This is a genomic window from Adlercreutzia agrestimuris (genome assembly GCF_943193125.1).
Lineage (GTDB): Bacteria > Actinomycetota > Coriobacteriia > Coriobacteriales > Eggerthellaceae > Xiamenia > Xiamenia agrestimuris.
In genome coordinates, this window is the sequence record NZ_CALPCX010000001.1 from 123559 (window position 1) to 137491 (window position 13933).

Genomic DNA, 13933 nt, shown 5'->3' on the forward strand with positions numbered 1-13933 from the left:
GTACAAACCTTGACAGGAATTCAGCGTTTTGCACCCCTGTTTTGTTGCACTGTTTTACACAACGCCATCCTAATCAGTAAGCATTTACCGTGCGTCACCCCACAAACGCGATTTTCTAATTCATGTGCTCACGTGGTAGAACTGGCTTAAAATACAAATGCAATTTCGCCACTCTCGCACCGAGGGGGTGAGGTGTTTAAGTCGTAAACGTGCTAAGGTAAGCACTGGCGAAGGAAGGAGGGCTATGCCTGCAAAGCGCCACGACAACAACAGCTTAGAGGTCAATGACTCTTTTCACGGCTCTCAAATGATCACCACGTGCTGTGCGCTGACATTGTTACTATTTGCATCACACGTGCTCAATAGCACCATATTTCCGCAAGTTGCCCAAACCTTTCCACTCGCACGTGAAATCTCAACGTATTGCGGAGTTATTTTTTCGATCTTGGTGGCAGTTTTTGCCTATTGCAGACCTTCAATTCTGCGCGAGACGGCGTGGTCAACTGGATGCCTTATAATCTTCGGAATAAGCATTACTATGCTCACCGTGGGCGTTCTCACGCAAAATCAGCTTATTGTCGCGTTGGGGAGTCCCTTTGGTGGCATTGGAAGCATTTGGTTTTCAGTACTGGTAGGACTTGCGCTGATTCGCCTTCAGCCTCTGCGCGCGCTCACTATTATCCCAACTGCCTACATTGTCAATTTCGCACTTCAGTTCGCAGGCAATCAAATACTACCTACATTGCCTCTTGCAGCAAACGGAGTACTCTACTTCACATGCATAGCAGCTTCTTATATCCTCATTCGTTCGGACATTCACGAATTTCTTGCCCATATCCGACTTAACGTTGCACCGCGCGTTTTAGACGTAACCAATCCTGCAGCATTTTTGCCCTTTTCAAGTCCCGTATTCATATTGGTTGCTCTCTTTAATGCAGCATGCGGATTTACTCTTGCCAGCCAAGCCATGCCAATAGCAAACAACTCGGTGATGCTTTCATTTATCCCTGTGTTCTTTGTCTTCTTGATCGTCATTACCGCACGCACGTCTTTTTCAAGCGACAGGCTCTATCACGTAGCAGCGCTCTTGGTTTTTGCAGGGCTTTTGGTGGCATCCATTACCCTTGCTGGCGCACATCTACCTCATCTTGTAGATATATCCCAAGCGTTACTACTTGGGGGTGTCAACTGCTTAGGCATTCTTACCTATTATGTTATATCTGCAGTTGGATCACGCAATCTCTCGGGTGCATTCTTAACTTCAGCACTCATCACCGCTGCAGACTGGCTCGGCATGGGCATTGGCAGCGCAGTTGGATATCTCATGAAGGTATTCGGTGCGCATTCCTACGATGCAGCACTGATTATTATGGCTGCCATACTCTTTGCATTTATGGCATACAACTTTATAGGAACGCACAATTTCAGCTTTCAAAATACCATCCAAGAAGTGCAGCCGCTTCCCATTGCAGCACATCTTGCCGATTCAGATCAACGCTTGCTCTCGCAAGACAGCTTGCATGAACCTGCCGATACCACATCTGACCACACCCAGCAGCAACTCGCAGAAGCGTGCGCATCACTTGCGCAGACCTACGCTCTAACGCCTCGAGAATGTGATGTGCTTGCTCTTTTAGCGCGCGGACGAACCAGCGCGGTCATCCAAGAAAAACTCGTCTTATCACGCAACACCGTTAAGACCCATGTCAGGCACGTATACTCAAAGATGGACATCCATTCACAGCAAGAGCTCATTGACCTCGTGGAAAAGGCAAGCCACTGATTGCGCAGTGACGTCACAACTTCCGTCTCATCCAAAGCAGTGCTTTCAACCTTCAAACACCGCACGCACCAAATACTCAACGTTGCCCATCGGCCCAGTTATCGGCGAAACAACCACGCCCGCTTGCGCACTTTCTTTTGCATGAGAGCCGCCCGTAACCACAAAACCTGCCGCCTCCAGCGCTGCGCAAACTTCGTCAACCGTTCTTTCGCGAACAGCTTCATCGCGAACAACCCCGTGATCGGTCTCCCCTGCTTGCGACTCAAATTGCGGCTTAACCAGCCCGATAAAAACACTTCCTGGCGAACAGAGGCGTGCAAACACAGGCGCTAACGCCGCCAAGCCAATGAAACTTAAATCTGCCACCAAAAGCTCAAAGGGCGCACCAAGCTCTGCAGGATCAGCAAGCTTTATGTTAACGCGCTCAAAAACATTTACGCGCTCATCTTGTCGAAGCTGCCATGCAAGCTGACCATAATTGACATCCACGCAGGCAACCAGAGCGGCTCCCGCTTGCAGCAAGCAATCGGTAAAACCTCCGGTTGAAGAGCCTATGTCAATACACGTCAACCCTTCAACTGACTGACCAAACGCATCGAGTGCGCCTTGCAACTTGTGTCCCCCGCGCGAAACAAAACGCTTGCCACCCCGCACAAAAATATCTGCATTGGGTCGCACCTTAAGAGCTGCGCTTTGCACATATACATCGTCAACGCGAACCTCTCGCGCAAGAACCGACCGAAGTACTGCATCGGCATCGGCAAAATAGCCCTGCTCAACCAGCAGTTCATCAAGCCTCACTTTTTTTGGCGGCTTGGCGGGTCTACCGACGCGTGTATCAAGAGATTTGTTCTGTTGGTTTTCCATGCAAGCAATAATAGCGAATCATTGCCCTGATGCAAGAGAGCCGCCCCACCTGAAATACTTCAGATGGGGCGGCTGGAGGGCAACAACTACCTACTTAAGTAGAGTGAAAGTCCCTTATTTTGACGCTACTGCTTTTCCAACAACATAGCCTTGTGTGTGGCAGCGACCAAGAGAAAGACCTGGCACGGTCATCGGGTAATCAGGGCTACCAAAGAAGTTGCCGGCACAATTGCCAATTGCATACAAACCTTCAATAGGCTCACCATCTGCATTGAGAACCTGCATGTCTGCGTTTACATTCACGCCGTGAATAATGGTTGAGAGACCAATATGGCGATGGATTCCATAAAACGGCGGCTCTTTGATAGCAGTCAGCCATTTCGCCTCTTTGCCCATGTCCTCGTCAATACCCTTTTCAACAAGCTCGTTGTAGCGCTCAACAGTCTTCACAAACGTTGCAACGTCGCTCAGACCAAGCTTTTCGCCAAGCTCTTCAATAGTATCTGCTTTGTAGGTATTAATGAGACTCTCGTAAACGCCAGTCTTCTCACCTGATTCTTCAGGCATATAGCTTGCCATTGCCTCAGGAGGCAACGCGGCTCCCGGCCACCCTTGGGTGTCGGTCATATAATTGCTATCGAATACCTGCGTATACCAACCTTGGTCTTCTTCGCTTCCTAAGAAATTGCCCATTACAGACATAGGACAACGACCCTCATCGCAAAAACGAGTACCGTCGTTTTTGACGGCCAAGAAAGCAAAGTCAGCCATTGAGCCCGGACCAGCATCGAAGTCATGAAGCACCTTTGAACCACAGGCATCTTCCATGCGAGCACCAGCCCAAACCATCATCTTCTGACCGTCGCCTGTCTTCTTCTGCTCCTTGCGATAAATATTAGACATCGCAGGCTCATAGTAAGCCATCATCTCGTCGTCATTTTCATAATCGCCCGTAGCAACAATGACGCCTTTTGCAGCATTGAATAAAATGTTGCCATCAGAGCTCTCAGCAATTACGCCGGTAACAGCACCTGACTCATCTTGTACTAGTTGCAGAGCGGGTGTCTCATAGAAGATTTCCATACCTTGCTGTTCAGCCCAATTAGCAATATCTCGCATACCATCGCCGGTATTGTAAGGCTTTGGACCGAAATCAAATGCAAAATAGGATACGTCATATCCATTAACCTGCTTAATTGCTGCAGTCCATTTTGCTGTCGAATCCACCATCTGCGCGCCAGCTTTTTCGCCAATCTCCCAAAGCCATTTAAGCGCTTCGCCAGAGTTGTAAGCCCATAAGCGTACCTGCTCGCGATCTGAGCGATGGCAGCAATCAGAATTGATCAGTGAGACTACCGCTTCAACGCCGCCGGGTGCCGTTTCGTCAAACAAAATTGAATCGCACGTATTTCCTTGCGAAATTGCGGTTGCTTCTTTCTGAAGCAATGCAACACGTGCACCTTCCTGGAAAGCCGAGATTGCTGCTGGCACTCCTGCAGCGCCCGCGCCAATAACTACAACGTCGTAATCTTTTGTCTCGGCAATATCAGTAATTGGTTCTGGTTTCTGGAAAAAAGCCGGAAGTGAGGCATCCCCTGTTGCAGCTTCCCCCGTTGCTGCTACTGGAGTAGCTTGTTGGGGTGAACACCCGCCAAGCATTGAGGCTCCTGCAACACCTGCAGCAGCAATACCACCAAACTTAAAGAGATCCCTGCGTGTGATTTCAGCCATATTACCCTCCTTGGTTAATTACTAACGACTGTGTCTGCAGATGCTACAGAATTCGTGCGAATTCCGGCATCGACCATGCGACAATTCATTGGCTTATTCTTATAACCCCTTGGTATAACCCCTTATTTTTTTGCAACAGACAAAAACTATACCCAACCACAACCTGCAGTAATAAATACGCCCGATATAATCGTTATTGCGTTTTGCGAAAGGAGGAGACATTCGTCATGACTGAAGCTACAGAACAATCAGTCAACACCACCTCAGAGCAATCAGGTTCTCACCACCATCGTTTTCTGGGAGGCGTGTCTGTTCCGCTTGCTTTTTTGGGTTTAGGGGTTTATCGCGCTTGGATAGAAATTGCCTTTGTTGGCCCATCGCTTGGAATACCTCTTCTTACTGCTTCAGCGCGCGATCTCTTCGACTGGGTTATGGTGTTTACCGCCACAGGATGCTTTCTCTTAGCACGCAAGATTGGGCCGTTTTATAACAAACGCAGTATTTATTTATTGAGCGGCATCACGCTTACCATTTCCACCATCATTTTGTTCTCTTCTTCATGGGTCACCTTCCCTCTTCCCTTTATGGCTCAAGCCGCTGCACTCTGCGGTGGATTTGGTATAGGCATCATGATTCTCATATGGTCAGAGCTCTACGCATGCCTTAACCCTTTGCGCGTCGCGCTGTACTACTCTGCATCAATTATTGCTGGCGCACTCTTGATATATATTTATAGAGGCTTTATGCCCCCATGGCTTTTTGTTATGACTTCTATCCTTCCGGCAGCTTCGCTCCTTATGGCAAAGCAAGGCTTTGCGAGCCTTCCTCCTACCGAGCTACCTGCAACTGCTTGGACGCGCTTTTCTGTTCCGTGGAAAGCAGTGCTCTTTATGGGTGTTTACGCATTTGGCTATGGCCTTATGGAATCAGGCATGTACCAAGGTGTATTTGGTCCACATTCTGCACCAGGCACCATTTTTGTCGGCTTGCTCGTGTTTTTAGGCGTTGCATTTCGACAAGGTCGTTTTGACTTCAGTCTCATTTACCGTGTAGCACTTCCTCTTATTGTCATCGCGCTTTTTTTGGTGCCCACATTTGGCAACGTGCCGGGTCCCGTAGCAAGCTTTTGCATGAGTAGCGCTTATACGGCACAATCAATTCTCATTATGCTTATCATGGCAAATATTTGTTATCGGTACGGTGTCTCCGCTATCTGGCTTTTTGGTATTGAGCGCTCTGTTCGCCAAATCACTATGTGGCTTGGACGTGCTGTTGGCGACGTCGTCGAAACAACATCGCTCTTCGGTGACACAGGACACCTTATCGTGTCATTCTTGGCTATTGTTGCTGTTATTTTTGCAACAACAATCTTGCTTTCAGAACGCGATCTATCAAGTCGATGGGGAGCAAACTTCCTTGCGGGTGGGACGGATAGCGCTGCCATGATTCGCAAGCAAGAACTGGCTGATAGGTGTAGAGAAATAGCGCATCGATACAAATTATCGCCACGCGAAGAAGAAGTGCTTTTATTGCTTGCTCAGCACAAAACAGTTGGAATCATCGAGCGAGAACTCTTTATTGCGAATGGCACAGCAAAGGCGCATGTTCGTCATGTCTATCAAAAACTTGATATCCATACGCGAAGCGAACTCTTTAATATGATTGGGGTCGAATCGCGTGACGAAGATGCGCCTGTATAGTCCACAGCGTTATTGTTTTACTTACGGAAGAAGCAGCTGTGCAATTTGCACGGCATTTAAAGCCGCACCTTTACGAATTTGATCAGCCACAATCCAGAAAGCCAATCCGTTGTCCACCGTAGGATCCTTACGAAGGCGGCCGACATAAGTTTCATCGGTTCCCGCCAAAAGACCTGGCATCGGATAGACATTGTTGTCAACCTCATCAAGCATCACAACGCCTGGAGCTTGCTCTAATGCTTCACGAGCAGCCTCAACTGACACAGGTGCGCTAAATTCAACGTTGAGTGATTCGCCATGGCAGCGCAACACTGGCACGCGAACACACGTAGCAGCAACCTTAATGTTGTCATCCCCCATAATTTTTTTGGTCTCAACAACCATCTTCCACTCTTCTTTAGTGGAATCATCCTCCAAGAATTTATCAATATGGGGAATGCAATTGAATGCGATACGATGCTGGAATGCAGAAACGGTCAGATCTTCATCGGGCGTACCATTGAGATATTCGCGCGTCTGATCAAACAACTCAGCCATAGCAGGTGCACCTGCGCCAGATGCTGCTTGATAGGTAGATACCACCACACGATCAATTGGAGCAATATCATAGAGCGGCTTCAAAGCTACCACCATTTGAATAGTTGAGCAATTCGGGTTAGCGATAACGCCATTATGCCAGCTGATATCTTGGGGGTTTACCTCGGGCACAACAAGCGGCACATCCTCATCCATGCGAAATGCGCTTGAGTTATCAATCATAACAGCACCTGCAGCCACAACCGCATCGCGCATTTCTTGAGAAACACTTGCTCCTGCAGAGAAAAGCGCAATATCAACGCCCTCAAATGATTCAGGAGTCATCTCCTGTACAACAAGATCTCCTTCAGCAACATCACCGCACCCCAAAAACGGCAACTTCTTACCGGCACTGCGAGCACTTGCAAGCGCACGCACTTCAGATGCCGGAAAATCCAGATCATGCAATACCTGCAAAAATTCAGCACCAACTGCACCTGTTGCGCCAGCAACAGCAACTACCGGGCGTGCAGGCATTTCTTTGGTCCAAGCCATAAAGGGCTCCTCTCTTACTAACGACCCTTGTTCATTTTTGCGGCAATTTCTTCAGCAGAAAGCTGCGTCTCTTCAAACACGCTATCTGAGTCAAGATCAAATGCCTTATGCAAGCAACGGACAGCAGCGGCAGCTTGAGCACCATCAACAACCACCGACAAACGAATTGGCGAAGTAGAAATAACCAAGATGTTAATCTGGTTTTCGCCCAACACTTGGAAAGCTTTTGCAGCAACACCAGGTGACGACTTCATACCCGTGCCAACTAAGCTCACCTTAGCAATGTCTTCATCTACTACATATTCACTAGCATTAATGTCACCTAAAATGCGATCAAGCGTCTCGCATGCACGTTTTTTGTCTGCACCAGGGCAGGTAAACGAGATGTCAGTAATGCCATCTTCTGAAATGTTTTGAATGATCATATCAACGTTTACATTGTTGCCAGCAAGAGCACCAAACACCTTAGCCGCAACACCCATCGTATCCGGCACGCCACGAATAGTGAACTTGATCTCAGAGGTGTCGTGTGCAATACCTGTAATGACCGCTTCTTCCATGTCTAACTCCTCTTTGATATACGTTCCTTCGGCATCAGAAAATGCTGAGCGCGAATGAATAACAACATTCCATTTGCGAGCGAATTCAACAGCACGCATCTGCAAAACGCCTGCTCCTGCACCCGAAAGCTCAAGCATATCCTCATATGAAACCTGATCAAGCTTACGCGCACGCGGGCAAATACGCGGGTCCGCCGAATAGACGCCATCTACATCCGAATAGATTTCGCACACATCAGCATCAATGCCCCACGCCACTGCAACTGCTGTTGTGTCAGAACCACCACGGCCAAGTGTCGTAATGTCCCCATTGGCATCAATTCCTTGAAAACCTGCCACGACAGGGATGATGCCTTTTTTGAGCGCTTCCATGATGCGCTCATTGTGCACCTTAACAATCTTTGCCTTATTGTGAGTTCCGTCAGTCTCAATACCAGCCTGACGGCCCGTAAAGCTCATAGCCTTATAGCCGCGAGCTTCTATTGCCATAGCAAGCAATGTCATGGAAACTTGCTCACCAGTTGACAGGAGTCTGTCCATTTCTCGGGCTGGCGGATTGTCTGTCAGCGAAGCAGCAAGTCCTACCAATTCGTCAGTCGTTTTGCCCATAGCAGATACAACGGCAACCACATCATGACCAGCTTGTTTTTTGGCAATGAGTTTTTTGGCTACCATCTGAATGCGCTCAGGCGACGCAACTGAAGTACCCCCAAATTTCGCTACAATTAACGACATGGTGCTCTTTCTTATCGCATACGTACAGAATCGAGTGTCACTATAACAAATTAGAGCGACAAACTCACATTTCAAGCGTGCCCGTAACACACTTTTCACGGGGAATGCCACCAAGTGGCGGTGTATGGTGTGAGCTTATTGAGTCTCTTGCTGCTGTTCTGGCATACGAACAAGCAGGATAAATCCTAATATAAACAAAACCGCTATGGATAAAACGCCCACCGACGCGTTACCGGTTATCTGGGTAAACAAGCTCACAAGAAACGTACCCATTACCGCTGCATACTTGCCAAAGATATCAAAAAAGCCGTAATACTCGTTGGCATTCTCCTTTGGAATAAGCTTGCCAAACTCCGAACGAGAGAGCGCCTGTATGCCGCCTTGGAACATGCCCACGCAGATTGCCAGAATCCAAAACTCCAGCGCTGTTCGCAAGAAAAATGCTGCGAAACCCGTGATACAGAAGTAGGCAAATACGCCAATCATGAGCATGCGCTTGGTACCCCACTTATTCGCCAATCTGCCATAGGCAATAGCGGAAGGAAATGCGACAAATTGGGTAACCAGCAGTGCCAACACTAATTGCGTAGCATCAATACCCAGATCAGTGCCATAACTGGTAGACATCTTAATGATGGTATGCACGCCGTCTATATAGAAGAAAAATGCCAACATAAAGAGGCGAAGACGCTTGTCTTTGACGATCTTTTTCATCGTTTGTCCAAGACCGACAAAGGTCTGCTTAATTACGTGCGTGTGCGCAGGCTTGTAATGGGTTTGGTGAACATTACGAATAAGCGGAATACTAAAGACAATCCACCAAAGCGCCGTAATCAGGAAGGCCAACTTCATGCCAAGCGCCATGTCAATGCCAAACGAAGAACCAAAAAGTACAATTACCAACGAGATAATAAAAGGAATACACGAACCAATATAGCCAAAAGCATATCCCAGTGAAGACACTTCGTCGTAATCTTTTTCAGTGGTAGCATCAACTAAAAATGCATCATAAAAAACCATAGAGCCATTAAGCATAATGGCTGCCACCACATACACCACCAAAAAAGGCAGTGCCTGAGTAGGAATGCCCAGCGCAGCACAGGCTACCGCACCAGTTCCCACCGTTCCCACAAAGAACTTTTTCTTATTTCCTTTGAGGTCTGCCAAGCTCCCCAAAAAAGGCATCAAAAGCGCAAGCGCTAATGAAGCTATAGTTTCAGCATAACCCCATGCCACCACGACAGGAGAACCCTCTTCAACCAGCGAAGCAAAATACACAGGAATCAATGCGGTGGAAAGCAGCACAAATGCTGAATTACCCACATCATACATAACCCAACTACGTTCTTCTTTAGTCAGCTTTTTGCCGAGAAGACCTGGCATGATACCCTTGCCTTTCTGTTGTTTTCATTTCGGAGCAATGCGGCTACTAAACAAAGCCTTGCTCATTGTATATGATTGAACAAACACGTTGCTTACGCACTGCAGAAATGGAGCAAACAATGCCTGCAATTATCACACATGACTTTTTTGGGCGAGATGTATACGACGCCCTTTATAAAAGTATCGGAAGCTCAAAGAACGAAGCGGATGCGTTTCTTCTCGGAAACCAAGGTCCTGATCCGTTGTTTTATTGCGTCGTTAGCCCTTCGCTTGCAAAATACAACCATCTCGGATCACGACTTCATCACGAAAACCCAACTGAGGTACTTGCGGCATTCAAATCTTCACTTTCTGTTCTCTCGGAATCTGAAGTATCTATTGGTCGAGCATATGCCCTTGGTTTTTGGTGCCACTATTTTCTTGATAGTGCCATGCATCCGTTTGTGTACTACCATGAATTCGCCATCTGCGACGCAGGCGAACCAGACCTTGACCGCACTTACGCTTCAGAAGTTCATGCGGTTATTGAAAGCGAGCTAGATGAGCTGGTTCTTTACAAAAAACGCCAACAAACTATCAGCGAATTTAACCCGTCAACTGCAATTCTGAAGGCAAGCGACGAGGTGCTGCGCATTATTTCAAAAATGTATGCTTATGTTGCAATGGTGGTCTTCGGAGAAACCATTCCGCAAGATCTTTTTGCGCGTTCTGTTCGTGACTTTCGTCTGGTGCAGCGCGCTTTCTATTCACCCTCAGGTATGAAACGCTATCTTGTAGGATCCCTCGAACGAACAGTGCGACCGCACTCATTTTTCCAATCTATGAGCCATCGCCCTGTGGAGTTGCATGAAAGCATTTTCGACAACCGAAATCACAATGCATGGAAAAACCCTTTTACTGACGAAGTGCGCACCGATGGCTTCTGGGACATTTATCATCAGGCACTCTCTTGCGCCAAACGTCAGTTGGCAACATTTGATCAAAACAATTTCAACATTGAGTCCGCACGAGCACTGACTCATGATTTGAATTTCTCAGGAGAGCCTACCGTTGCCGTTGTTGTTGACGTTCAAGACCTAGAAGCTTAAAACACATGCTAGAAGTTGTCCTTACCATACCTTTTTGGCTCGAGCTTGCCGCATCACTGACCGGTGGCCTCTCCGGTGCAATGTCTGCAGTTCGTGCGCGTTACGACCTCTTTGGCGTGGCATGCATTGCTATTGTCACTGGTCTAGCAGGCGGCATTATTCGCGATATTTTGCTGCAGCAATATGGCATATATGCATTTCAAAAACCCTCGCTGATTCTTGCCTGCGTTATTGCCGGAGTGGTTGTTTTCTACTTTGGCAAACTAACCACTTATCTGGACCCAATAGTAGATTTGCTTGACAACCTGTCAGTAGCTCTGTGGGCTATTGTAAGCGTAGGCAAATCCATGTCGGCGGGGCTTGATATTATTCCAGCCACCATTCTTGGCACCATTACAGCTGTTGGTGGCGGTATTTGCCGCGATATTTGCATGAACCGCGAACCTGAGGCGTTTCAAGCTGGTCCGCTCTACGGATCAGCAGCGCTTTTAGGAAGCTTAGCATTTGCACTCATGCGACAAAACCATATCTTGAGCGATTACGCAGCTCCCACCTGCGTAATTTTGGTGTTAGGCGTGCGCTATACTTCGCTCTTTTTTGGTTTCAAAACTCGTCCCCCGCGCGACTACTCCAATGTCATCACAAAGCCAGTCAAGACAGTTGCTTCGCGCATGAAACCTCCTAAGGGCAAGGTGCAGCGCGACAAAGAGCGACGTCCTTACGAAAAACTGGCTCGCTTCTGGAAACGCCTCCACGGACAGCAGCCCACCCCCCTCTCCGAGCCAACATCAAGCCAAACTGACCCGCTAACCCGAAGCGGTAACATGGGTCATACCGGCAAGTTTTCTCGTGTCACAGTGGATGCGCCCACAGAGAGCAACAATACCTCAGCTGAGAAAAAACAAGAGAGCGCAGCTACACCCGACAAACCTACGCCCAAAAGCACCACGCAAAGAATTGCAGATCCATCGGATCGCATCATAGTAAGCCGCGAAGAATTGCATCAGCTTTTTGGCAAGAACCAAAATCAGGAACCCGAAAAGGATCCGTTCGAACCAAGTGACAATCCCTACGATTTTTAGTAGCTTTACGCGACTAACGCACGCGCCCATGCTTTTTGCATGCCACGCGTGCGTTCGCGCTGTTATAACATGAGTTGTTTTTCTTAAACGTTCTTCAGCAAGATGTTATTCATGGTATCGGCTGCATGCTCGCATGCGTCACAGCAGCCCTCCATGCTCTCAAACACCTGAGACCACACCAAAACGCGCAGTGTATTCTCACGATCGTCGGTATGAAGATGACGAATTACGCGCATAAACAGCTGGTCGCCCTCTTCTTCATAGGTGTTTACATCAATGATGCGCTGCTTGAAAGTTTTTGACTTTTTGAAATTCCTAAAGTCTTCCATAGCACGGTCAAGCGCCTCGCAGCTTTGCTTGATAAGGCACGCAAACTCATGCGCACCAGGATAAATCATGTGTACGTCATAAATATAGAAACGCTGAATAACCTCTTCGATATCGTCAAGGATCGTATCAAGCGTATACACCAACTCAATAATATCCTCACGCTCGATAGGCGGCATAAAGTCAGTTGCAACAGCCTTAAAAACAGCATGGGTAATCTCGTCGCCTTGGTGCTCGATTTCGTGCGCACGCTCCATGACTGAGAACAGCCCCTCCGCATTAGTAAAGCCCTCAATGGCCTCAATGAGAATTTGCGCCTCTTGTACGGCTAGTTCTGTTTGCTTCTCAAAAGCGTCGAAGTAGTCGAACCGATTTTTCTTGCCCATCCGAGCTCCTTTGTACCAAATCTGCGAAAGGTGATTCCTTTGCTTTTTACAACACCATCAAGAACAAGTGAGCGAACGCAAATCCCAGAAGACCGCAGCCCGGAAATGTCAGCACCCACGTCTTGACCATATCAATAGCAATACTCCATTTTACGGCGCTTTTGCGCTTAGCAGCTCCAACACCCATGATGGCTGTCGTGTTAGTGTGCGTCGTTGATACAGGCAAGCCTGCAAACGTTGAAAGCATAAGGCAGAAAAACGTTGCAAGCGACGCCGCGAAACCCTGGAATGGTTCCAGCTTAACCATGTCCATGCCAACGCTTTTTATAATGCGTTCACCACCAGCAGCTGTACCAATACCCATATTCAACGCACACAAAAGCATCAGCCATACAGGTAGTGACATCTGATCGGCCTGACCCAGCCCGGTAGCCAGCGTGATTGCAAGTACGAAGATACTCATAAACTTCTGACCGTCTTGCGCACCATGCATGAAGGCTACGCCAGCACCAGAAAGAATCTGCGCGCGTCGAAATGCTGCAGCACTCTTATTGCGGTCAGTATCGCGAAATATTCGCACGATTACCTTGGAATTAACCCAGCCCAAAATAAAGCCGAGCAAGGTTGAAAGCAAAATGCCATAGATAACTTTTATCCACTCGCCACCATTGATTGCGCCCAAACCACCTTGTAAGGCTATAGCGGCTCCAGTCAATCCGGCAATAAGTGAGTGGCTTTGCGAAGTAGGAATGCCGAAATACCACGCTGCGGTACCCCAAACAATAATAGCTACCATTGCAGCCATAAGGGCAACGAGCGCATGCTCAGAATTACCGCCAAAATCAACCATGTTAAAAATGGTTGCAGCAACTGCTGCGGTAAAGAGAGAGACCACAAACAAGCCGACAAAATTACAAATTGCAGCCATAATAATTGCTGCTCGCGGGCGCATAGCGCGCGTTGAAACTACTGTTGCAATAGCATTAGGTGCGTCGGTTGCACCGTTCACTATGATGACACCAATATTGAGCAGTGTTACTACTACCAATACCGGGTTTGACATAAGCTGAGCAACAAAGGTAGCCCACTCAATAGTCACAAGCATCCTTCCACACGCTTTAACATTGCGGTGATTCAATAGTGTAGCGCAAAGAGGAGCAGATGCGATAGCGGCAAGGAAAGGTTACACAATTACTAAGTTATTAGGTTAAAGGAAGCAG

General features: G+C 47.9%; 11 protein-coding genes. 4 read left to right on the top strand and 7 right to left on the bottom strand.

What is annotated here, in order from left to right; genetic code table 11:
* Positions 1-244 precede the first annotated feature (244 nt).
* On the top strand, positions 245-1783 hold the full coding sequence (locus tag NFR28_RS00505) for a helix-turn-helix transcriptional regulator (protein ID WP_251177882.1): 1539 nt from the start codon (positions 245-247) through the stop codon (positions 1781-1783).
* 45 nt (positions 1784-1828) lie between these two features.
* Here NFR28_RS00505 and NFR28_RS00510 read toward each other — a convergent pair whose 3' ends face one another.
* The gene (locus NFR28_RS00510) at positions 1829-2650 is read right to left on the bottom strand and encodes a TlyA family RNA methyltransferase (RefSeq protein WP_251177883.1); all 822 of its coding nucleotides are present in this window, start codon (positions 2648-2650) and stop codon (positions 1829-1831) included.
* Between the two features lie 114 nt (positions 2651-2764).
* Entirely contained in the window at positions 2765-4381 is a 1617-nt protein-coding gene (locus NFR28_RS00515) for an FAD-binding protein (RefSeq protein ID WP_251177884.1), read from the bottom strand.
* 227 nt (positions 4382-4608) lie between these two features.
* Between NFR28_RS00515 and NFR28_RS00520 the strand changes: the two genes are divergently transcribed.
* A complete protein-coding gene (locus NFR28_RS00520; RefSeq protein WP_251177885.1) occupies positions 4609-6081 on the top strand; it encodes a helix-turn-helix transcriptional regulator in 1473 nt (490 codons plus the stop codon).
* A gap of 21 nt (positions 6082-6102) precedes the next feature.
* Here the strand turns inward: NFR28_RS00520 and NFR28_RS00525 are convergent, their stop codons facing one another.
* From NFR28_RS00525 to NFR28_RS00535, 3 genes are all read right to left on the bottom strand, one after another.
* On the bottom strand, positions 6103-7152 hold the full coding sequence (locus tag NFR28_RS00525; protein WP_251177886.1) for an aspartate-semialdehyde dehydrogenase: 1050 nt from the start codon (positions 7150-7152) through the stop codon (positions 6103-6105).
* A 17-nt stretch (positions 7153-7169) separates the two neighbouring features.
* Positions 7170-8447 (bottom strand): aspartate kinase, encoded by a 1278-nt coding sequence (locus NFR28_RS00530; RefSeq protein ID WP_251177887.1) that lies wholly within the window; start codon positions 8445-8447, stop codon positions 7170-7172.
* Between the two features lie 135 nt (positions 8448-8582).
* Positions 8583-9830 carry an MFS transporter gene (locus tag NFR28_RS00535; protein ID WP_251177888.1) on the bottom strand — a complete coding sequence of 416 codons (1248 nt, stop codon included), beginning with the start codon at positions 9828-9830 and terminating at the stop codon, positions 8583-8585.
* Between the two features lie 119 nt (positions 9831-9949).
* On the opposite strand from NFR28_RS00535, the gene NFR28_RS00540 reads away from it, so the two are divergent.
* Complete coding sequence (locus NFR28_RS00540) at positions 9950-10918, top strand: zinc dependent phospholipase C family protein (RefSeq protein ID WP_251177889.1); 969 nt, start codon at positions 9950-9952, stop codon at positions 10916-10918.
* A 5-nt stretch (positions 10919-10923) separates the two neighbouring features.
* Positions 10924-12000 (top strand): trimeric intracellular cation channel family protein, encoded by a 1077-nt coding sequence (locus NFR28_RS00545; protein WP_251177890.1) that lies wholly within the window; start codon positions 10924-10926, stop codon positions 11998-12000.
* Between the two features lie 83 nt (positions 12001-12083).
* On the opposite strand, the gene NFR28_RS00550 is transcribed toward NFR28_RS00545, so the two are convergent.
* Both NFR28_RS00550 and NFR28_RS00555 read right to left on the bottom strand, forming a co-directional pair.
* Entirely contained in the window at positions 12084-12713 is a 630-nt protein-coding gene (locus NFR28_RS00550; RefSeq protein ID WP_251177891.1) for a DUF47 domain-containing protein, read from the bottom strand.
* Between the two features lie 46 nt (positions 12714-12759).
* The gene (locus NFR28_RS00555) at positions 12760-13812 is read right to left on the bottom strand and encodes an inorganic phosphate transporter (RefSeq protein ID WP_251177892.1); all 1053 of its coding nucleotides are present in this window, start codon (positions 13810-13812) and stop codon (positions 12760-12762) included.
* Between the last annotated feature and the right edge of the window lie 121 nt (positions 13813-13933).